Origin of the sequence: Enterobacter sp. Y17, assembly GCF_019730495.1 — a bacterium.
In the GTDB taxonomy this organism is placed as follows: Bacteria; Pseudomonadota; Gammaproteobacteria; order Enterobacterales; family Enterobacteriaceae; genus Enterobacter; species Enterobacter asburiae_B.
In genome coordinates this window covers 263081-284721 of record NZ_JAASKP010000001.1, presented here as the reverse complement: position 1 = coordinate 284721, position 21641 = coordinate 263081, and the positions used below count along the sequence as shown (strand labels likewise).

Genomic DNA, 21641 nt, shown 5'->3' with positions numbered 1-21641 from the left:
ATTGCCTCGCTGTTACTGCTGACGATTAGAGATACTGTTTTCCGGGTTGATGTGTTCACGACGTGAACGCGCAGGCGTCCAGTCAAGCGCGCCAATACGCACCAGATAAACCAGACCGGCCAGTAGCACTAAAATGAAAATTGCGGCCTCGACAAAGCCCACCCAACCACTTTCGCGGATGGACGTTGACCATGCGAAAAGGTAAAGCGCTTCCACGTCGAAGATGACGAAGAACATGGCTACCAGATAGAACTTGGCAGACAGGCGTAAGCGAGCGGAACCTACTGAATCAATACCTGATTCGAAAGGTGTGTTTTTGTGCCTTGCACGGGCGCGACCGCCCAGGAACCAGCCGCCGACTAACATCAGGCAGCACAGGCCAATGGCTACAATAAGAAAGATTGCGAATGCCCAGTGATGAGCGATGACTTCTGTGGATGTTGACATACTCATTGCTTACTCATCAAAAGTGATACCAACGACACTGCTCTTGCTGGCAGATGGGCATCACATCGATTCATGGGGAGGAACAAATAACCTTACACTAACTGTCAGAAATGAGACGTAGACAGCAAAATGATGGGGTTTTTTACTCCTTTCTATAACCTATTGTCAACTTTAACAAAGGTTTCTTCACATTAAATTACATCGAGCGATTCTCATTAACATTTGGTGCCCTTTAACCCTGGTGGGTGCATGACTTTCCGTCAAATGTATGTTGTTGAATCGTGTCCGTTTCGGAAGTAAAAAAAATAACCCTCCTATTTTGACAGGATTTGCCAACGATTCCTCCCCCCAAATAGGAGTATTTTCTTGATCTGCGACACGCTTTTGTTAATTCAACATGGAAAACGGCAACATATTTCCTGTTTTTTTAACATGAGAGGGATATGGGCGAAGTTAGAACGGAAAACGGACAAGTTTTAAGCAAAAGTATTCAGCTTATTGATAAATAAGAGAGTATCCTGAAAACCCTTGCGCCATAAGCGGGTATTATTGCGTAAAAAAAGCCACTGCATGTGAAAATCACACGAGTGGCTGTTTTTTACACTTACATTTTGTTACCAGAATATTGAGCTATCGATCACTCAAAATCCCCTTCGACGATCAGGGAGTCATCCCCCCCTTCGGAGGTAACGCGCTCGAATTGCCACGGGTTATGGTAGTTTTCCATCGCCTCGAACACCACTTTGGCCAACTCGTTATGGCTGGACGAATTGTGGCAGAGCAGATACTCCGTATCCGGCAGCGCAGGAAGACCGTCGGATTTCCCCAGAACGCGCAGATCGGGGCTCATCATCTCTACCGGACGGGCCGTTACGCCCAGACCGGCCTTCACGGCGGCACGAACCGCTGGCAGCGTGGAAGCCACATACGCCAGACGCCACGGAATGTTGGCCTCATTCAGCGCCGTGAGCACCATATCGCGGAACGGGCTCGGGTCATCCAGCAAGACCAGCGGAACCGGCTCCCCTTTTTGCAGCACGTACTCGGCTGCGCAATACCAGTGTGTAGGTGATGTGCGCAGCGTCAGGCAATCAAACTGCCCGGGACGATGCGTCGTCACCACAAGGTCGACTTTGTGCTCATTTAACATCTCAACCATAAAGGCATTACGTTTTACGCTAACGTCCAGCGCAAGCTTCGGATAAACCGAACTAATACGGTTGAGAAGAAACGGCAATATAGTATCCGCTGACTCATCAGATGCACCTAACGTTAGCACCCCTTGAAGGTTGCTAAACATTAATGACATACATGCTTCATCATTAAAGCGAAGAATTTTCCTGGCATAACCCAGTAGCTGAATACCGTGTTCCGTTAAGAGCTTATTACGCCCGTGACGTGCAAAAAGCTCTTTACCAACCAGTTGCTCCAGGCGCTGCATTTGCTGGCTAACGGCGGACTGAGTTCGGCAAACGGCGGCAGCAGCTGCTGCAAAAGTGTTGAGATCGGCGACCGCAACAAACGTTCTCAGCAGATCGAGGTCGAGATTCATTATCGGACGATTTGCATTTATCATATCTATTCACTTTCAGGTTGCTCGTGCGGAGCTGCCCGGGTTGAAGCTGTGTGTAACAGTTAAGCAATTCCCTCTGAAGGTTTTCCCTCGCATCCCGGCCCGGCAGACTGCCTGACAGATAGTTATTGTGCTGCTTTATATCAACAGTCAGAAAGCACGTTTCATGACGTTATTTTTATTCTCTTAAACGTTCAGGATATTTAGATGTTCGCAGGTTTATGTAAATTACATTAAAGGTATAACACCTTTTCTGCCATCTTTATCGCAGCGCTGTCAACGTAGCAGGAGATGTGCGACACATTCCAGCCAGAGATAACTCCAACAATAACAATCAATTAATTCGAAAAGTCAGTGCCAGATATACAAAATTTTTGCATCTGTCCTCTGCTTTCCTGAAAGACATCTTAACCCAAATCCACTTTATTTATAAGTCTTATTGCAATATTGAGGATTAAAGAAGAATGTTAAGCTTCTAAACTAATTTTATTAAAATTAACTAAAGTTGCATTTTATAGGTTAATAATAAATAAATTTTAATTTAGATTAAGACCATTCATTAATGGCACTTAACATTAATTTCACATGAGTAACTTTTAGCCACATTATGCTTTTACAGGAACATTTATCAAGCATTCAGGTTTTACGAAAAGTCACGCAGGGTGATTGCTACCGTTGTCAGGTTCAACACTTATTTTTACCAGCACAATATACAGAATTCTGACAAATGAATAGCACATTTAACCTATCATCGTGCCATGCGCACAACTTTAAGACAGTAAAAAAGCTAACGCACAGCGAAAAAGATTTATCAAAATTTTGCTCCAGGCACAAAATCTTCTACTGCACACCCTTCAAAACGAAGCGAGGGGGGAGTACATTATTCCGTGCTGACTTCCACGGCAGGGAGCGGCAATAATAGCGAAAAGGTTAAAGGTTCATGTCCCCTATCGAAAAATCCAGCAAGCTAGATAACGTCTGTTATGACATCCGCGGCCCGGTTCTGAAAGAGGCAAAACGCCTTGAAGAGGAAGGCAATAAGGTTCTGAAACTCAACATTGGTAACCCTGCGCCATTTGGTTTTGAAGCGCCGGATGAAATTCTGGTTGATGTGATCCGCAACCTTCCAACTGCACAAGGTTATTGCGATTCAAAAGGACTTTACTCCGCACGTAAAGCCATCATGCAGCACTACCAGGCACGCGGTATGCGCGATGTTACCGTTGAAGATATCTATATCGGCAACGGCGTTTCCGAACTGATCGTGCAGGCGATGCAGGCGCTGCTGAACAGCGGGGACGAAATGCTGGTGCCCGCGCCGGACTATCCGCTGTGGACGGCTGCCGTATCACTGTCGAGCGGGAAAGCCGTGCACTATCTGTGCGACGAGTCCTCCGACTGGTTCCCGGACCTCGATGATATTCGCGCAAAAATCACGCCCCGCACGCGCGGCATCGTGATCATTAACCCGAACAACCCGACGGGTGCAGTGTACTCAAAAGAGCTGCTGATGGAGATCGTCGAGCTCGCCCGCCAGCACAACCTGATCATCTTTGCCGACGAAATTTACGACAAGATCCTGTACGACGCGGCACAGCACCACTCAATCGCTGCGCTGGCACCGGATCTGCTGACCGTCACCTTTAACGGCCTGTCTAAAACCTACCGCGTGGCCGGTTTCCGTCAGGGCTGGATGGTACTGAACGGCCCGAAAAAGCACGCCAAAGGCTATATCGAAGGGCTGGAGATGCTGGCCTCGATGCGTTTATGCGCCAACGTGCCGGCGCAGCACGCAATCCAGACGGCGCTGGGTGGTTATCAGAGCATTAGCGAGTTCATCGTTCCCGGTGGTCGCCTGTACGAACAGCGCAACCGCGCGTGGGAGCTGATCAACGATATCCCAGGCGTCTCCTGCGTGAAGCCGAATGGCGCGCTCTATATGTTCCCGAAAATTGACGCGAAGCGCTTTAATATTCACGACGACCAGAAAATGGTGCTCGATTTCCTGCTTCAGGAAAAAGTGCTGCTGGTTCAGGGGACGGCGTTTAACTGGCCGTGGCCGGATCACGTGCGCATCGTGACGCTGCCGCGCGAAGATGACCTCGAAATGGCCATCAGCCGCTTCGGGCGCTTCCTCTCCGGATACCATCAGTAATCTTAAAATCAGGCTACTTCGGTAGCCTGATTTGCATCTTCCCTCCCCTCCCCGCACAATGAACGCCTGTCGCAGTGAAGACAAAAGGTAACCTATGAGTCAGAGTCATTTCTTCGCCCACCTCTCCCGCCTGAAACTCATCAACCGCTGGCCGCTGATGCGCAACGTGCGCACTGAGAACGTGTCAGAGCACAGTCTGCAGGTTGCCATGGTTGCTCATGCGCTCGCCGCCATTAAAAACCGCAAATTCAACGGCCAAGTCAATCCAGAGCGCATCGCCCTGCTGGCGATGTACCACGATGCGTCAGAAGTGCTGACCGGCGACCTGCCCACGCCGGTGAAATATTTCAACTCGCAAATTGCGCAGGAATATAAGGCCATCGAGAAAATTGCCCAGCAGAAGCTGATTGACATGGTGCCGGATGAGTTGCGCGACATTTTTGAGCCGCTCATCGATGAGCATCAGTACACGGAAGTTGAAAAGTCGCTGGTCAAGCAGGCCGACGCGCTCTGCGCCTATCTGAAGTGTCTGGAAGAGCTGTCTGCGGGGAATAACGAATTTTTACTGGCGAAAACGCGTCTGGAAAAAACGCTGGAATCTCGCCGCAGCGAAGAGATGGACTATTTTATGCAGGTGTTTGTGCCGAGCTTCCATCTGTCGCTGGATGAGATTAGCCAGGATTCACCGTTGTAATCTGTTTGCCCAGCGGCGCTGCGTTTGCGGGGCCTGCGGGTTACAGGCCGGGTAAGGCGCAGCCGCCACCCGGCAAAATTATCAGAACGGGAACAGGACCGGTATCAACACCACGCACACCACCATCACCAGCACGGTGAACGGCACGCCCAGCTTCACGAAATCACTGAACTTATAATGCCCGGGCCCCAGCACCAGCGTATTCACCGGTGAAGAGACTGGCGTCATAAATGCCGCGGAGGCCGCCATTGCGACCATCATCGCAAAGGGATACGGCGACACGCCCATGGATTTGGCCATCGCCAGCGCAATCGGCGCCATCAGTACCGCCGTCGCGGTATTGGAGATAAACAGACCGATGGTGGCGCACATAATGAACAGACAGACCAGCATCATGTACGGCCCATACCCGCCGCCAACGTCCATTAAGCCTTTAACAATCAGATCCACCCCGCCGGTTTTTTGCAGCGCCAGGGCGAAGGGCATCATCCCGACGATCAGGATAATGCTCGGCCAGTGAATGGCTTTATAGGCGCTTTCGGCGTCAATGCAGCGGAATTTGCCCATCAACAGGCAGGCGATGATTGCCGCGACCGGATTGGGAATTTCATCGGTCAGCATCAGCGCCACCATCAGCACCAGACAAAAAATCGCGTGGGGCGCCTGGCTGTGCGCAGGCGACGCGTCGCTCTCCTCGACAGGCATGTTGAGCACCACAAAATCGCGCCCTTTTTGCCCAAGCTGGCTAATCAGCTTCCAGTTACCGACAACGAGGAAGATATCGCCCAGCAGGATCGGCTCATCCACCACCGCCCCTTCCATCGCTACGCCATCGCGCTTCAGCCCCACGACATTCAGGCCATAGCGGGTTCGGAACCCCATTTCCCGCACGGTTTTGCCCAGCAGTTCCGATTCCGGGATCAGCGATACTTCGGCCATGCCGACATCCAGCGCCTGATCCGAAAAATACTCCCCGCGCAGCACCATCGGTTCCAGCAGCTGTTCGCTGCAAAACTCGCGCAGATCCACGTCCGCGGTGGACATATCAATCAGCAGGACATCCCGCGCGCGGAATTCCGACACCCCGTTGACGTTGACAATCACCCGGCGAAAACGACGCCAGCGCTCAACGCCGATCACGTTCGCGCCATAGCGCTCACGCAGCTTCAGGTCGTCAAGACGCTGTCCCACCATCGGCGAGCCGGGGCGAATAGCCAGACGGCGCGCGCGCCCGGTGAGACGGTACTCTTTAATCAGATCGCGGAAGGTGCGTCGCTTCCACCCTTCTTTATTTTTGTCCTGTTTTTCACCTTTCAGGGCAAACCGGGTCAGCAGCATGTAGACCACCCCCAACACCAGAATGACCAGCCCGAGCGGGGTGACGCTGAAAAAACTGAAGCCCTGGAATCCTTCCCGGATAAGCTCGCTGTTGACGACCAGGTTCGGCGGCGTTGCTACCAGCGTCATCATTCCGCTGATCAAACCTGCAAAACTCAGGGGCATCATCAGGTGCGACGGCGAGATCTGCATCCGCATGGAGACGCTCAGCACCACCGGGATAAAGATGGCGACCACGCCCGTTGAGCTCATAAACGCTCCCAGCCCGGCGACGGTCACCATCAGGTAGATCAGCATTTTGGTTTCGCTGCTACCCGCTACCTTCACCAGCCACGACCCCATGATGGTCGCCACGCCGGTACGCACCAGCCCATCACCAATAATAAACAGGGCGGCAATCAGGATAACGTTGGGATCGCTAAACCCGGAAAACGCTTCCGGCAGCGTGAGCGTTCCGCTCAGCACAAACGCGACGATGACAAACAAGGCGACGGCGTCCATGCGTACCTTGCCCGTTGCAAAAAGAAGGATGGCGATTAAAAGCAGGCTCAGGACCCAAATCAGTTCACCGTTCACAACATGTCCTTGTCAGTGGGAGATGAGGAATTTTGCCATAAAAAAGCCCCAGCAATGTGGGGCTATATCATGTGATTACATTTTTAGCGAGACGGTTACAACCCCGTCAGAGGCTTTCGAAACAGCCAGCGCCGTCAGCGAATCCAGCACAAAGTCTGCCTCCTCCAGGCGGGGAGATCCCGCCGGAACATTCACCGCAATAACGTAGCTTCCGGCGTTCAGCCCGGCCAGTACGCCAGCGGCCGCGTCTTCCACCACCACGCACTCTTCAGGGGCGAGGCCCAGCAGTTCAGCGCCCAGTAAAAACGCGTCGGGCTCCGGTTTACCGCGCTTTACGCGCTCCGCCGTGATAAACACTTCTGGCGTCGGCAGACCAGCCGCCTTGTGACGGGCGTGGGCGACGGGAATGGAGCCTGAGGTAACGATAGCCCACGGAATCTGCGCCTCGTTCAGATGCTCAAGCAGCTCGAGCGCGCCCGGTAAGGCGGTGATGCCGTCCGTATCCGTGGCTTCAATATGTTCCAGGTATTTGAACTCCGCCTGAATTTCGTCCTCAGAGCGTCCCGCCAGGAAGTGCCGTAGCGAGGTGATGGCCTGTTTGCCATGGATAAAATTCAGCACGTCCTGATGGTCGATGCCATGTCTGTCAGCCCAATGGCACCAGGAACGCTCCACAACCGGCAGCGAATCCACCAGCGTACCGTCCAGATCAAACAGAAAACCTCTACACTGCACACGCACCTCCGTCAGGCATTAATGATTTGTTGAATTTCGTTGCTGCTTAAATGGTACTGGCGCGGGCAGGCGTGCCACGCGCTTAGCATTCGCTGATATTTATCCCACATAGGGGTCTGCGCGTTGAAGCCGTGGGTGCCCGCGTCAAAGTGGGTGTAGCGCCCTTCTGTATTCACCATAAAGCGAACATAGCTCAGATAACGCGCTTCCGTTGCGGCATCAAAGCCTAAGAAGGTCACGCGGCGCTCGTCGATGGACTGCTGATCTTTGAGATTCGTCCAGGACACGTGCAGGGCGTGATACATCTCCATAATGTCGATCACGATGCGACAGGTTTCTTCTTTCAGCTCGCCAAACTCGCGGTCCAGTTCGCGCATTTGCAAACCAAAACCGCGTTCAACGATGGTTTGCAGGCGGCTGTAGCGCGCAGCGTTATCGGGATCAAGCATAGTCATCATCTTGTACTGGTTGGACAAAATCAGACGTTGAGCATGGGTCATTTCCATCTTTCGACTCCTGTAGCGCATTGCACTTTAAAAAAAAGACACGGTAACTGATTGTTACTGTGCCTTCTTTTCGTCGTCGTTTCGATGATCAATCACAAATCATCGAGGAATGTTTTATCGAGTTGCTTAAAAGCGCGCTTTAACGTGTCCGCCAGCGCCTGGTAATCCGGCTTGCCTTCGACCGGGGCGAGCGCCTGTCCGGCCTCCTCCAGTTTTCCGCGCACTTCATAAAACCAGTGTAAAATAGAAGGGGGAAGCGGAGTGATGGAGCGTTTACCTAACCACCACAGGCCCTGCATCGGCAGGCTTAAGGCGAAGAGCGCCGTCGCGACAGCAGGGCCAAGCTGCCCGCCCAACGCAATCTGCCAGCACAGCGTAAAGACAGCGACAGGCGGCATAAAGCGAATCGCATAGCGCGTGGCGCGGATAGTGCGATTCTCAATGAACATCGGCGCAAGGCGCTTTTCCATCGGCCACGTCTTTGCGTAATGCTGTCCCCGACGAAACAGACTAAAGAAATTTACGGACGGGTTCTCTGGTGTCGACATGGCTGTACCTCAACTTCACATATAAAAATTAAAATTTTCGTGCAAAACCACAACAAGCTATGACAACGTTCAAAATATTTTGTCATCTCTACCCCGTATCGGGTATCCTGTGCCAGCCTGATAGGGCCATAGACGAGAATCATTAACTCGTCAAATTATTGCATATTATGCCATTGGCTGAAAATTGTGCAAAATGGCATAAAATCATAGTTATTTCTTCCATCATGCCACAATGTTCGTTTGGCATGATGTTAATCATAAATGTCTGAGTCCTCATGCGTTACGCTGTTAGACTCACTGACGTTTTTTTAGCCACGTATCAATAATAGGTACTTCCATGTCGAGTAAGTTAGTACTGGTTCTGAACTGCGGTAGCTCCTCACTGAAATTCGCCATCATCGATGCGCTCAACGGTGACGAATACCTCTCTGGTTTGGCCGAATGTTTCCATCTGCCTGAAGCACGTATCAAGTGGAAGATGGACGGCAGCAAACAAGAAGCGGCTTTAGGTGCAGGCGCCGCTCACAGTGAAGCGCTGAACTTTATCGTTAACACTATTCTGGCACAAAAACCAGAACTGTCTGCTCAGCTGACTGCGATTGGTCACCGTATCGTCCACGGCGGCGAAAAATACACCAGCTCCGTCGTGATCGACGAATCTGTGATCCAGGGCATCAAGGACTCTGCGTCCTTCGCACCGCTGCACAACCCGGCTCACCTGATCGGTATCGCTGAAGCGCTGAAATCCTTCCCGAATCTGAAAGACAAAAACGTGGCCGTATTCGACACCGCGTTCCATCAGACCATGCCGGAAGAGTCTTACCTCTATGCCCTGCCATACAGCCTGTACAAAGAACACGGCGTACGTCGCTACGGCGCGCACGGCACCAGCCACTTCTATGTAACTCAGGAAGCCGCAAAAGTTCTGAACAAGCCGGTTGAAGAACTGAACATCATCACCTGCCACCTGGGCAACGGTGGTTCTGTTTCTGCTATCCGCAACGGTAAATGTGTTGATACTTCCATGGGTCTGACCCCGCTGGAAGGTCTGGTGATGGGTACCCGTTCCGGTGACATCGACCCGGCGATCATCTTCCACCTGCACGACACCCTGGGCATGAGCGTTGACCAGATCAACAAAATGCTGACCAAAGAGTCTGGCCTGCTGGGTCTGACCGAAGTCACCAGCGACTGCCGTTACGTTGAAGACAACTACGCAGAGAAAGAAGACGCTAAACGTGCAATGGACGTTTACTGCCACCGTCTGGCGAAGTACATCGGCTCTTACACTGCGCTGATGGACGGTCGTCTGGACGCGGTTATCTTCACCGGTGGTATCGGTGAGAACGCGGCAATGGTTCGTGAACTGTCCCTGGGCAAACTGGGCGTTCTGGGCTTCGACGTTGATCACGAGCGTAACCTGGCTGCCCGCTTCGGCAAGTCTGGCTTCATCAACAAAGAAGGCACCCGCCCTGCTCTCGTTATCCCAACTAACGAAGAACTGGTCATTGCGCAAGACGCGCACCGCCTGACTGCCTGATTCCACACCGCCAGCAATGCTGGCGGTGCTGTTTTGTAACCCGCCCAATTGCGGCGGTAACGAAAGAGGATAAACCGTGTCCCGTACTATTATGCTGATCCCTACCGGAACCAGCGTCGGCCTGACCAGCGTCAGCCTTGGCGTTATCCGTGCTATGGAACGCAAAGGCGTTCGTCTGAGCGTCTTTAAGCCAATCGCCCAGCCACGTGCCGGTGGCGATGCGCCAGACCAGACCACCACCATCGTTCGCAAGAACTCCAATCTGCCAGCGGCTGAACCGCTGAAGATGAGCCACGTTGAGTCTCTGCTGTCCAGCAACCAGAAAGACGTGCTGATGGAAGAGATCATCGCCAACTACCATGCTAACGCGCAAGACGCGGAAGTGGTGCTGGTTGAAGGTCTGGTCCCGACGCGCAAACACCAGTTTGCCCAGTCTCTGAACTTTGAAATCGCGAAAACCCTGAACGCAGAGATCGTTTTCGTGATGTCTCAGGGCACCGACACCCCAGAGCAGCTGAACGAGCGTATCGAACTGACGCGCAGCAGCTTCGGCGGCGCGAAAAATACCAACATCACCGGCGTGATCGTGAACAAGCTGAACGCACCGGTGGATGAGCAGGGACGTACTCGCCCTGACCTGTCCGAGATTTTCGACGACTCTTCCAAAGCGAAAGTCATCAAAGTTGACCCGGCTAAGCTGCAGGAATCCAGCCCTCTGCCAGTACTGGGCGCGGTGCCATGGAGCTTCGATCTGATTGCAACCCGTGCAATCGATATGGCGCGTCACCTGAACGCTACCATCGTTAACGAAGGCGACATCAACACCCGCCGCGTGAAGTCCGTAACCTTCTGTGCGCGCAGCATTCCGCACATGCTGGAACACTTCCGCGCAGGTTCCCTGCTGGTAACCTCCGCAGACCGTCCTGACGTGCTGGTTGCCGCCTGCCTGGCCGCGATGAACGGCGTGGAAATCGGTGCGATCCTGCTGACCGGTGCCTACGAGATGGACCCACGCGTCAGCAAGCTGTGCGAACGCGCGTTTGCGACCGGCCTGCCGGTCTTCATGGTGAACACCAACACCTGGCAGACCTCCCTGAGCCTGCAGAGCTTCAACCTGGAAGTGCCGGTTGATGACCACGAGCGTATCGAGAAAGTTCAGGAATACGTTGCGGGCTACATCAACGCAGACTGGATCGAATCCCTGACTGCAACCTCCGAGCGCAGCCGCCGCCTGTCTCCTCCAGCATTCCGTTATCAGCTGACCGAGCTGGCGCGTAAAGCGGGCAAACGCGTTGTTCTGCCAGAAGGCGACGAACCACGTACCGTTAAAGCGGCTGCTATCTGTGCAGAGCGCGGCATCGCGACCTGCGTGCTGCTGGGTAACCCGGATGAGATCACCCGCGTTGCGGCGTCTCAGGGCGTTGAGCTGGGCGCTGGCATCGAAATCGTTGACCCTGAAGTGGTTCGCGAGAGCTACGTTGCTCGTCTGGTTGAGCTGCGTAAGAGCAAGGGCATGACCGAAGCCGTTGCGCGCGAACAGCTGGAAGACAACGTGGTGCTGGGCACGCTGATGCTTGAGCAGGACGAAGTTGACGGTCTGGTTTCCGGTGCGGTTCACACCACGGCGAACACCATCCGTCCACCGCTGCAGCTGATCAAAACCGCGCCAGGCAGCTCTCTGGTTTCTTCCGTGTTCTTCATGCTGCTGCCTGAACAGGTTTACGTTTACGGCGACTGCGCGATCAACCCGGATCCAACCGCAGAACAGCTGGCAGAAATCGCTATCCAGTCCGCGGACTCCGCGATTGCCTTCGGTATCGAACCGCGCGTAGCAATGCTCTCCTACTCCACCGGTACCTCTGGTGCTGGTAGCGACGTAGAGAAAGTACGTGAAGCGACCCGTCTGGCGCAGGAAAAACGTCCTGACCTGATGATCGACGGCCCGCTGCAGTACGACGCCGCCGTGATGGCCGACGTTGCGAAATCCAAAGCGCCGAACTCGCCGGTTGCAGGTCGCGCTACCGTGTTCATCTTCCCGGATCTGAACACCGGTAACACCACCTATAAAGCGGTGCAGCGTTCAGCAGACCTGATCTCCATCGGGCCAATGCTGCAGGGCATGCGCAAACCTGTGAACGACCTGTCTCGTGGCGCGCTGGTTGACGATATCGTCTACACCATCGCGCTGACCGCGATCCAGTCTTCGCAGCAGCAGTAATGTTAAAAAGCCCGGTGGCGCCAGCGCTTACCGGGCAACAAAAAGGCGACCACTTAACGGGTCGCCTTTTTTATTTACAGCAGCTCTCGCGCCGCCGATACAATGTCATGTGCCGTCAGGCCATACTCCTTCTGCAGGAAATCCTGTGTCCCCACCTGGCCGTAACGCTCCTTGACGCCCACCCGCCGCATCGGTACCGGGCAGGTTTCCACCAGCACCTCCGCCACCGCCGATCCCAGCCCGTTGTGAATGCTGTGGTTTTCACAGGTGACGATGCGACCGGTTTTTTCGGCGTAGTTTTTCACCAGCATCCGGTCGATGGGCTTCAGGGTAAACATGTCGATGACCGCCGCGCTGACCCCCTCCTGCTCAAGCTGGCGCGCCGCTTCCAGCGCTTCCGCCACCATGATGCCGTTGGCAATCAGGGTGATATCGGTTCCTTCGCGCAGCACGTTGCCTTTACCAATGGTGAAGGTTGACCCCGGCGCATACACGCTCGGCGCCTGCTTACGGATGGTGCGTACCCAGTAGAAGCCTTCGAGGTCGATAAGCTGGCGCAGCACGTCCTCAAACATCACCGCGTCGGTCACCTCCAGCACCACCGAATGCGCCAGACCGCGTACGATGCCCATATCCTCAAACGACATATGCGTTCCGCCGTTGTGGCAGGCCGTCACGCCCGCATCCGAGGCAATCACCTTCACGTTGTTGCGCTGATAGTCCAGGGACATAAACAGCTGGTCGAAGCAGCGACGGCTGGCAAACGCGGTGAAGGTATGAACGAACGGTATACGCCCGGTAAGCGACAGCCCCGCCGCGGTGCCGATGACGTTGGCCTCCATAATGCCGCAGTTAATCACGTGCTGCGGATAATCACGCGCCACGCCGTCCATCGCCATCGAGCTCATCAGATCCGCTTCCAGGGCGATAATCTCGTTTCCCGCCTCAATCTGCTTTGCCACAAAGCCCGCGTAGACCTTACGCATCTCAACGGCGTCTTTCTCTCCTGCCGGTGCAACCTTAATCATGTGAAGCCTCCAGTTGGCGAATCGTCTCGTTGAGGGCCGCTTTGCTCTCCGCGGTCAACCGCAGGTGGTGCGAGTTGCTGAGCTGTTCCAGGTACGGCACCCCCTGCCCTTTGATGCTGTCGAGGATGACGACTATCGGACGCGCGTCGGCAGCCGGGACCCGCGACGTCACCGCCAGCAGTCCCGGGATGTCGTCGCCCTTCACCGTCGCCACGTCAAAGCCAAAGGCGCGGAATTTCCCCTCCAGGTCAAACGCGCTGATGATTTCGTCCAGCTCGCCGTCGAGCTGCTGTTTGTTCCAGTCCACGAACACCGTCAGGTTGTTAAGGCGATGATGAGCGATAAACTGGAAGGCTTCCCAGCACTGCCCCTCGTTCAGCTCGCCGTCACCGACGATGCAGAAGACGCGGTTCGGTCGCCCCGCCAGCCTGTGCGAGAGCGCCATACCGCCGGCAATTGAGATCCCCTGCCCCAGCGAACCGGTGGTGGCGTCCACGCCGCGCGTTTTCAGACGGTCCGGGTGGCTTGGCAGGCGCGTGCCGTTCTGGTTCAGGGTGCTCAGCTCTTCCACCGGGAAGTAGCCCTTGATCGCCAGCGTGCTGTAGAGCGCCGGGCCCGCATGGCCTTTCGACAGAACAAAATAGTCTCGCTCCGGCCAGTCCGGATCCGCCGGGTCGATTTTCATTACCGCGCCGTACAGCACGGCCAGGGTTTCGACCACCGACATACTGCCGCCATAGTGTCCAAAGCCCAGCTGCGTCAGGGATTTCAGCGTCTCTAGACGGATCTGACGCGCGAGTTCGGTTATCTCTTTCTCATTCATGATTTGGCTCCGGTGTTTTCCTGCGCGTTACCGCCCGCAGGTTTGTTTTTCGCGAAGACGTTGTACGCCACCAGCAGCGCGAACAACGCCACAACCAGTCCGGTGATGGCAAGCGGCGACAGGAAGCGCGCCAGGTTGCCGAGGACAATTCCGACCGCGCCGAAGTCGGCGTCCGAGAAGGTAGTGTTGGCAAAGCCAATGGCGCCCAGCACCGGCAGCAGCAGAACCGGCAGGAAGGTGATCAGCAGGCCGTTAGCAAAGGCGCCAATCATTGCCCCGCGGCGTCCGCCGGTGGCGTTACCGAACACGCCCGCCGTTGCGCCGGTGAAGAAGTGCGGCACGACGCCCGGGAGAATCAGCACCCAGCTAAACTGACCGCAGATGAACAAGCCTACAATCCCGCCGAGGAAGCTGAACAGGAAGCCAATCAGCACCGCGTTTGGCGCATACGGATACACCACCGGGCAGTCCAGCGCAGGACGCGCGTTCGGCACCAGTTTTTCCGAGAAGCCGGTAAAGGCCGGAACGATTTCCGCCAGAATCAGGCGTACGCCCTGCAGGATGATGAACACGCCCGCCGCGAAGGTGATCGCCATGATGATGGCGTAGACCAGGTAGTTCTGACCGCCGCTGAAGGTAGCCTCCACGTACTCACGTCCGGCGCTCACCGCCATGATCAGGTAGATAATCATCATGGTCAGGGAGATCGAGATCGAGCTGTCGCGCAGGAAGCTCAGGTTCTTCGGCAGGTTCATCTCTTCGGTTGAGCGGGAGCCTTTGCCAACCTTGCTGCCAATCCAGCCGGACAGCACGTAGCCCAGCGTGCCGAAGTGCCCGAAGGCAATCTCATCGTTGCCGGTAATGCGCTTCATGTAGCGCTGGGCAATCGCCGGGAAGAAGGCCATGATCAGGCCGAGGATCAGCGAGCCGGTAAAGACCAGACCCACGCCCTCAAAGCCCGCTACCGTCAGGATCACGCCAATCATGCACGCCATATAAAACGTGTGGTGCCCGGTCAGGAAGATGTACTTCAGGCGGGTAAAGCGCGCGACGATAATATTCGCCACCATGCCGAAGGCCATAATAAGCGCGGTCGCTGCACCGTATTTTTCCAGCGCAATTGACACAATCGCTTCATTGTTTGGAATAATGCCCTGAATCGTAAAGGCGTGCTCAAACATACCGCCCAAAGGATTTAATGACCCCACCAGCACCGTGGCACCGCCGCCCAGCACAATAAAGCCGAGAATGGTTTTAATCGTCCCTTTCACCACGTCCGAAAACGCTTTTTTCTGCGCAACCAGACCAATAAGCGCAATTAAGCCGACCAGCACCGAAGGGACTTTTAAAATATCAACAACGAAATTCAGCGTTTCAAGGATAAACATATCCACCTCGCCTTATCAGGGTTATTGTCTTTCGAACCAGGCGCGCAGCTGCGCTTCAAGTTCGTTGATGTCGATGATGTTGTTAATCACCACCAGCTGGCTTTCCGGCACGCTGGCGCTGGCCGCAATGTCTTTTGCCATCACGAACAGATCGGCTGCGCCCGGCGTGGCCGAGGAGAGATCGGAATGTTCAACCTCAGCCTCAATCTCCAGTTTTTTAAGCACCTTTTTAATATTCATTTCGACCATAAAACTGCTGCCCAGGCCGGAGCCGCAAATAGCCATGATTTTCATTGTTGTCCCCTTATTTTGAGTAGAGCACGCCCCATCACGCTGTCGCGTAATGTTGTGAATAATCGGATTAAAGAATTAAATCAGAAGCGGTCAATAACCGTTTTAATTTCCTCCAGGGTATTCGCCTGATGCAGTTTCTCCATATCCTCGTCGCTGGAAAATAATTCTGCGAGTGCGGATATCATTTCGATATGGCTATGTTTATCCGGTGCCGCGAGCATAATAATGACATCGACAGGGTCAAACTCACCGGCACCAAACGAGACGCCCTGTTTTAGTTTTAATAAAGACAACCCCAGTCCTTTGGCGCCTTCCTCCGGCCGCGCGTGCGGCATCGCCAGCCCTGGTGCCAGCACATAATAGGGTCCTAACGTGTGGTGCTGCTGGATGATGGCCGTGACGTATTCAGGCTCAATCACCTGCAAATCCAGAAGCGGCTTCGCGCACAGCTCCAGCGCCTGCGGCCAGTTTTCCACGCTGTCCTGCAGCGTGATGGTTGTATCATATATCCATTTTTTGAGCACTTTTCACTCCCGCTACACGCTAAAGATGAGCAAACTTTATTCAACACATCGCTGGATGACTGCGATCGGGATCACAAAGATAGCGCTACCAATGCTTAACATGCAGAAATGTGATAGCGCTATCAAATTGCGATCACGGTGCTAAATCACAGCAAAAAAAGGGATTTAAGGCGTATACTGCCTGTCACGTGAAGCGAAGGAAATGAAGAACGCGTCTGGTCAGCAGGAAGGTGTATGTCTCTAACCCGAAAACGGCGCAGTACCGGTAAAGTGACACTCGCCGATGTCGCACAGCTTGCCGGTGTGGGCACGATGACCGTGTCCCGTGCACTCCGCACGCCCGAACAGGTTTCCGATAAACTACGAGAAAAAATTGAAGCTGCCGTGCAGGAGCTGGGCTATATGCCTAATCTTGCCGCCAGCGCGCTGGCCTCGGCGTCGTCATGGACGATCGCCATGGTGGTGCCTAACCTCTCCGAAGCCGGCTGCTCGGAGATGTTCGCCGGGCTACAGCAGGTGTTACAGCCTGCCGGGTATCAGATCATGCTGGCTGAATCCCAGCATCGTCTTGAGCAGGAGGAGAAATTGCTGGAGACGCTGCTGGCGTCGAATATTGCCGCCGCTATCCTGCTCAGCGTTGAACATACCGATACCGTTCGCCACTGGCTGAAAAATGCCTCTATTCCGGTGATGGAAATGGGTGCCATGCGCGCCGACCCGATTGATATGAATATCGGGATTGATAACGTAGCGGCCATGTATGAACTTACGGAAATGGTGATTAAGCGCGGCTACCAAAATATTGGCCTGCTGTGCGCCAACCAGGAGCAGTGGATTTTCCAGCAGCATCTGCAGGGCTGGTACAAAGCCATGCTTCGCCACCATATGTCGCCGAACCGGGTTATTAACGCGGCGATGCCGCCGAGCTTCTCGACCGGCGCGGCACAGCTGCCAGAATTCCTGCTGGCGTGGCCGGAGCTGGATGCGCTGGTATGCGTCTCTGACGAGCTGGCCTGCGGCGCGCTGTACGAGTGCCAGCGCAGGCGAATCAAGGTGCCGGACGATCTGGCGGTGGTAGGCTTTGGCGATAGCGACGTGAGCCGCGTCTGTCAGCCGCCGCTGACGACGATGGCGGTGCCGCATCGTAAGATTGGAATTGAAGCCGGGAAAGCGCTACTGGAGCGTCTGAATGACGGGGACTGGCGCGATCAAAAGCCCATCGCGTCCAGTCTGTGTCTGAGAGAGAGTTGCTGACGCTTACTCAGCTTCTTCCTCTTTCTCTGATTTGGTCGATTCGTTTTTGGCGTTGCGGGTCATCCACAGCGCCAGCGCTTTTAACGAATCCGGCGTGAACTCGTCGCAGCGCGCGGTGATCTCTTCCGGCGTCATCCAGCTGACTTCACTCACCTCTTCTTCCTGCAGAGCGAACGGGCCGTGGGAGACGCAGCTAAACAGCCCGCCCCAGACGCGGCAGTTTTCGTCTTCGAAATAGAACTGACCGTGCTCGGCAAACGGCACACCGGCGATGCCTAACTCTTCTTCTGCTTCGCGACGTGCGGAATCCAGCAGCACTTCATCTGCCTGAACAACACCGCCAGCGGTGGCATCCAGCATACCCGGGAGAAAATCTTTGGTGTCCGTGCGGCGCTGGACCAGAATTTTGCCCATACCGTCGTGCACAACGATGTATGTTGCGCGGTGGCGCAGACGCTCCGCACGCATTTGTTCGCGGCTGGCCTGCGCGATCACTTCATTCTCTTCGCTGACAATGTCAACCCACTCTGTACTTGCCAAATGACTCTGCTCCACCATCGGGAAACCTTCTCTTCTAAGCGCTCTTTCGGCGCGTTTGCAGTTGAGGTGTAACTTACGGATTAATCGCTACCTGCGCAATAACTTGCTGATCATTAAGTGCGATAACGCTCAGGGTATTTCCATCCAGCATGCCATAGCTCGCAGGATAACCGCCTTTCGGTATGCTGACCGAACCCGGATTGAAGTGATAAATCTCACCGCGTTTTTCAGCAACCGGAATATGAGTATGACCGTAAACCAGGACATCGCCAGCCGCGAGCGCCGGGAGATTATCAGGGCTAAAAAGATGCCCGTGCGTCAGGAACAGGCGGCTTTGTTCCAGCAGCACCTGTTGCCATGGCGCGGTAAGGGGAAAATGCAGCAGCATCTGGTCCACCTCGCTGTCGCAGTTGCCGCGAACGGCAATGATGCGCGAGGCGTACGGGTTGAGCTTTTCCGCGACCTGCGCCGGGGCGTAGCCCTCCGGCAGCGCGTTGCGCGGGCCGTGGTTGAGGACATCCCCCAGAATAATCAGCCACTGCGCGCCGCTTTGTGCAAACAGGGAAAGGACACGCTCGGTAGCGGGCAGCGATCCATGGATATCCGACGCAAACATCAGTTTCATCAGTCACTCCTCGGGAAAACAGACTGCCCCCATCATACCTGAAGCGTCAGGGCTTATCAGCCCGCGCGCTTAGCCGAGAGTGCCACATAGCGCTGCACGGAGGCGCGCTGCCACTGAAACGCGGCATAATCCACCAGCTGCTGCGGCACCTCATCGCCGTTGAGGATCAGGCGGTTTAGCATCAACGCCAGATCGGCGTCGGCGATGCACCACTCGCCGAACAGGTTCGGGTTGCCGTGTGCGAGGAGCGAGGTGGCGGTTTCAATCAGTTTTTGCGCGCTTTCACGGCCTTCTGCGCTGAGCGCTGGCTTTTTGACCCCGGCAAACACGACGTCCGTTGAGCGTTCCACGCGAATTGGCACCAGATCGCTTCGCAGCCACGCCTGGATCTGCCGCGCCCGCGCGCGTTTTTGCAGGTCGTGCGGATAGATCCGCTCCCACTCGGGCGGCGCGAACCTATCTTCCAGATATTCATCAATCGCCGACGATTCGCTCAGGGCAAAACCGTCGATCTCCAGCACCGGCACGCGTCGGGTCAGGTCGTAACCCTGCCACTGTGGCTTGAGATGCTCACCGCCGTCGAGATCAACGGTCTTCAGCGTAAAAGTGAGTCCTTTTTCGGCCAGCGCAACGTATACGCTCATAACATAGGGAGAAAAGAAATTCGCATCGGACCACAACGTGATTACGGGCTGGTTCATAACATCCTCATCGGCTGATCGGGTTTTTACTCAACATATAATCTCTTTGCCTCGCTGTCACTTGATGAAAACTCACGATTTACAACAACCACCTATACTCATTTGTCATGGCACCACTATTCGCATGGACAGGAGTTGAGAATGATCGACCTTTATTACGCCCCTACCCCAAACGGCCATAAGATCACCCTCTTTCTTGAAGAAGCCGAGCTGGATTACAGGATCATTCGCGTGGATATCAGCAAAGGCGAACAGTTCAGCCCTCTCTTTCTGGCTATCTCGCCGAATAATAAAATCCCGGCCATTATTGATAACCAGCCGGCGGACGGGGGCAGGCCGCTGAGCCTGTTTGAATCCGGTGAAATTTTGCTCTACCTGGCGGAGAAAACCGGCAAACTGCTGAGCGGCGAACTGCGCGAGCGTCACCATACCCTGCAATGGCTCTTCTGGCAGGCGAGCGGGCTGGGGCCCATGCTGGGGCAAAATCATCATTTTACCGCTTACGCCCCGCAGCCCATTCCCTACGCGATCGAACGCTATCAGGTTGAGACTCAACGGCTGTATGACGTTCTGAACCGTCGGCTGAAGAAAACGCCGTGGCTCGGGGGCGATCATTACAGTATTGCCGATATCGCCTGCTGGCCTTGGGTGAATACGCATGAAAAACACCGAATTGACCTGGCCGCTTACCCGGCGGTGAATAACTGGTTTGAGCGCATTCGGACCCGCCCGGCCACCGAGCGGGCGATGCAAAAAATCCAGCAGATTTAACCCTCTATGAGGCTGGGTGCCCGCGAGCCTCTCATGTATGATGAGCAGGAAATACTGACACGGAGAAGACCTGCAATGTCACAGCCAGACGCTATTATTCGCATAAAAAATTTACGCTTGCGCACCTTCATCGGCATCAAAGAGGAAGAGATCGCCAACCGTCAGGATATTGTCATTAACGTGGTAATTCACTATCCCGCAGACAAAGCGCGGGCCAGCGAAGACATCAACGACGCGCTGAACTACCGCACAATTACCAAAAACATCATTCAGTACGTGGAGAATAACCGCTTCTCTCTGCTGGAAAAATTAACTCAGGATGTGCTCGATATCGCACGCGAACATCACTGGGTCACTTATGCTGAAGTTGAGATCGATAAACTTCACGCCCTGCGCTACGCCGATTCCGTCTCCATGACGCTAAGCTGGCGACGCCAGGCGTAATCCTGGAGGTTGTATGAAGATTTTGCTGACCGGCGGCACGGGCCTTATTGGTCGTCACCTCATTGCGCGTCTGCAGGCCTTGCATCACGACATTACCGTGGTCACGCGCAGCCCGGAGAAAGCGCGCCAGGTGCTCGGGGCGGGTATCGATATCTGGAAAAATCTGGCCGAGCAGCAAAATCTGGACGGCTTCGACGCCGTCATTAACCTCGCGGGGGAACCCATCGCCGATAAGCGCTGGACGGAAGAGCAAAAACAGCTGTTATGCAGCAGCCGGTGGAACATCACCGAAAAGCTGGTCGAGCTGATCCGCAATAGTCACACGCCGCCTTCGGTGCTGATTTCAGGTTCAGCGGTAGGCTATTACGGCGATCTCGGCGAGGTGGTGGTGACCGAGGAAGAGCCGCCGCATAACGAGTTTACCCATAAGCTCTGCGCCCAGTGGGAGCGTATCGCCTGCGCGGCGCAGAGCGATCGTACCCGCGTCTGCCTGCTGCGGACCGGCGTCGTGCTTGCGCCGAAGGGCGGCATTCTGGCGAAGATGCTTCCCCCTTTCCGGCTTGGACTCGGTGGGCCGATCGGTAATGGCCGTCAGTATCTGGCCTGGATCCATATCGACGATATGGTCAACGGTATTCTCTGGCTGCTGGATAACGATCTGCGCGGGCCGTTTAACATGGTTGCGCCGTATCCGGTGCGTAACGAACAGTTCGCCCACGCGCTGGGTCATGCCCTGCACCGCCCGGCGATTTTGCGCGTGCCTGCCACGGTCATTCGCCTGATGATGGGGGAAGCCTCTGTGCTGGTATTAGGCGGACAGCGGGCGCTGCCAAAACGGCTGGAAGCGGCCGGGTTTGCGTTCCGCTGGTATGAATTAGAAGAGGCGCTGGGGGATGTGGTGCGGTGAATATGTTACAGT

General features: G+C 54.9%; 22 protein-coding genes. 8 read left to right on the top strand and 14 right to left on the bottom strand.

Annotated elements, in window-relative coordinates; all coding sequences use genetic code 11:
• Nucleotides 1–12 precede the first annotated feature (12 nt).
• The gene (gene nuoA, locus HCH49_RS01310; RefSeq protein WP_014171000.1) at nt 13–453 is read right to left on the bottom strand and encodes an NADH-quinone oxidoreductase subunit NuoA; all 441 of its coding nucleotides are present in this window, start codon (nt 451–453) and stop codon (nt 13–15) included.
• A gap of 631 nt (nt 454–1084) precedes the next feature.
• On the bottom strand, nt 1085–2023 hold the full coding sequence (lrhA, locus tag HCH49_RS01305) for a transcriptional regulator LrhA (RefSeq protein WP_029741933.1): 939 nt from the start codon (nt 2021–2023) through the stop codon (nt 1085–1087).
• 937 nt (nt 2024–2960) lie between these two features.
• On the opposite strand from lrhA, the gene alaA reads away from it, so the two are divergent.
• Both alaA and yfbR read left to right on the top strand, forming a co-directional pair.
• Nucleotides 2961–4175, top strand: a complete 1215-nt coding sequence (gene alaA, locus HCH49_RS01300) for an alanine transaminase AlaA (protein ID WP_008500204.1) — start codon at nt 2961–2963, stop codon at nt 4173–4175.
• A gap of 94 nt (nt 4176–4269) precedes the next feature.
• Entirely contained in the window at nt 4270–4869 is a 600-nt protein-coding gene (yfbR, locus tag HCH49_RS01295; protein WP_221702030.1) for a 5'-deoxynucleotidase, read from the top strand.
• 81 nt (nt 4870–4950) lie between these two features.
• Here yfbR and HCH49_RS01290 read toward each other — a convergent pair whose 3' ends face one another.
• The 4 genes from HCH49_RS01290 to yfbV all read right to left on the bottom strand — a co-directional run bounded on the left by HCH49_RS01290 (nt 4951) and on the right by yfbV (nt 8572).
• Entirely contained in the window at nt 4951–6783 is a 1833-nt protein-coding gene (locus HCH49_RS01290; protein ID WP_221702029.1) for an SLC13 family permease, read from the bottom strand.
• Between the two features lie 75 nt (nt 6784–6858).
• Nucleotides 6859–7518: a sugar phosphatase gene (locus HCH49_RS01285; RefSeq protein WP_213787812.1), complete on the bottom strand. Its 660-nt coding sequence runs from the start codon at nt 7516–7518 to the stop codon at nt 6859–6861.
• A gap of 11 nt (nt 7519–7529) precedes the next feature.
• Nucleotides 7530–8024: a YfbU family protein gene (locus HCH49_RS01280; RefSeq protein WP_008502874.1), complete on the bottom strand. Its 495-nt coding sequence runs from the start codon at nt 8022–8024 to the stop codon at nt 7530–7532.
• Between the two features lie 92 nt (nt 8025–8116).
• Nucleotides 8117–8572, bottom strand: a complete 456-nt coding sequence (gene yfbV / locus HCH49_RS01275) for a terminus macrodomain insulation protein YfbV (protein ID WP_023312543.1) — start codon at nt 8570–8572, stop codon at nt 8117–8119.
• Nucleotides 8573–8909: 337 nt separating this feature from the next.
• Between yfbV and ackA the strand changes: the two genes are divergently transcribed.
• Together ackA and pta are read left to right on the top strand one after the other, a co-directional pair.
• Entirely contained in the window at nt 8910–10112 is a 1203-nt protein-coding gene (gene ackA, locus HCH49_RS01270; protein WP_033146081.1) for an acetate kinase, read from the top strand.
• A gap of 76 nt (nt 10113–10188) precedes the next feature.
• Nucleotides 10189–12330, top strand: coding sequence for a phosphate acetyltransferase (gene pta / locus HCH49_RS01265; RefSeq protein WP_023312545.1), 2142 nt, complete (start codon nt 10189–10191; stop codon nt 12328–12330).
• 74 nt (nt 12331–12404) lie between these two features.
• Here the strand turns inward: pta and HCH49_RS01260 are convergent, their stop codons facing one another.
• From HCH49_RS01260 to HCH49_RS01240, 5 genes are all read right to left on the bottom strand, one after another.
• On the bottom strand, nt 12405–13358 hold the full coding sequence (locus HCH49_RS01260; RefSeq protein ID WP_221702028.1) for a transketolase family protein: 954 nt from the start codon (nt 13356–13358) through the stop codon (nt 12405–12407).
• Nucleotides 13351–14181, bottom strand: coding sequence for a transketolase (locus tag HCH49_RS01255; protein ID WP_033146083.1), 831 nt, complete (start codon nt 14179–14181; stop codon nt 13351–13353). The genes HCH49_RS01260 and HCH49_RS01255 overlap by 8 nt, the downstream gene beginning before the upstream one ends.
• Complete coding sequence (locus HCH49_RS01250; RefSeq protein WP_023312548.1) at nt 14178–15569, bottom strand: PTS ascorbate transporter subunit IIC; 1392 nt, start codon at nt 15567–15569, stop codon at nt 14178–14180. The genes HCH49_RS01255 and HCH49_RS01250 overlap by 4 nt, the downstream gene beginning before the upstream one ends.
• Before the next feature lie 21 nt (nt 15570–15590).
• Nucleotides 15591–15863: a PTS sugar transporter subunit IIB gene (locus tag HCH49_RS01245; protein ID WP_003861447.1), complete on the bottom strand. Its 273-nt coding sequence runs from the start codon at nt 15861–15863 to the stop codon at nt 15591–15593.
• A gap of 80 nt (nt 15864–15943) precedes the next feature.
• The gene (locus tag HCH49_RS01240) at nt 15944–16387 is read right to left on the bottom strand and encodes a PTS sugar transporter subunit IIA (RefSeq protein WP_033146084.1); all 444 of its coding nucleotides are present in this window, start codon (nt 16385–16387) and stop codon (nt 15944–15946) included.
• Between the two features lie 234 nt (nt 16388–16621).
• On the opposite strand from HCH49_RS01240, the gene HCH49_RS01235 reads away from it, so the two are divergent.
• The gene (locus HCH49_RS01235; RefSeq protein ID WP_029741925.1) at nt 16622–17641 is read left to right on the top strand and encodes a LacI family DNA-binding transcriptional regulator; all 1020 of its coding nucleotides are present in this window, start codon (nt 16622–16624) and stop codon (nt 17639–17641) included.
• Nucleotides 17642–17644: 3 nt separating this feature from the next.
• Here HCH49_RS01235 and yfcD read toward each other — a convergent pair whose 3' ends face one another.
• Genes yfcD through yfcF form a run of 3 tightly spaced genes read right to left on the bottom strand, consistent with a single transcriptional unit; the run spans nt 17645 to nt 19507 of the window.
• Nucleotides 17645–18199: an NUDIX hydrolase YfcD gene (gene yfcD, locus HCH49_RS01230; protein ID WP_023312551.1), complete on the bottom strand. Its 555-nt coding sequence runs from the start codon at nt 18197–18199 to the stop codon at nt 17645–17647.
• Between the two features lie 55 nt (nt 18200–18254).
• Nucleotides 18255–18806, bottom strand: coding sequence for a phosphodiesterase (yfcE, locus tag HCH49_RS01225; protein ID WP_032659187.1), 552 nt, complete (start codon nt 18804–18806; stop codon nt 18255–18257).
• A gap of 56 nt (nt 18807–18862) precedes the next feature.
• Complete coding sequence (gene yfcF / locus HCH49_RS01220; protein ID WP_214538576.1) at nt 18863–19507, bottom strand: glutathione transferase; 645 nt, start codon at nt 19505–19507, stop codon at nt 18863–18865.
• A 141-nt stretch (nt 19508–19648) separates the two neighbouring features.
• On the opposite strand from yfcF, the gene yfcG reads away from it, so the two are divergent.
• From yfcG to HCH49_RS01205, 3 genes are all read left to right on the top strand, one after another.
• Nucleotides 19649–20278 (top strand): GSH-dependent disulfide bond oxidoreductase, encoded by a 630-nt coding sequence (gene yfcG / locus HCH49_RS01215; protein WP_023312554.1) that lies wholly within the window; start codon nt 19649–19651, stop codon nt 20276–20278.
• A 75-nt stretch (nt 20279–20353) separates the two neighbouring features.
• Nucleotides 20354–20722 carry a dihydroneopterin triphosphate 2'-epimerase gene (gene folX, locus HCH49_RS01210; protein WP_023312555.1) on the top strand — a complete coding sequence of 123 codons (369 nt, stop codon included), beginning with the start codon at nt 20354–20356 and terminating at the stop codon, nt 20720–20722.
• Nucleotides 20723–20735: 13 nt separating this feature from the next.
• Nucleotides 20736–21629: a TIGR01777 family oxidoreductase gene (locus HCH49_RS01205; RefSeq protein WP_033146089.1), complete on the top strand. Its 894-nt coding sequence runs from the start codon at nt 20736–20738 to the stop codon at nt 21627–21629.
• Nucleotides 21630–21641: the final 12 nt, after the last annotated feature.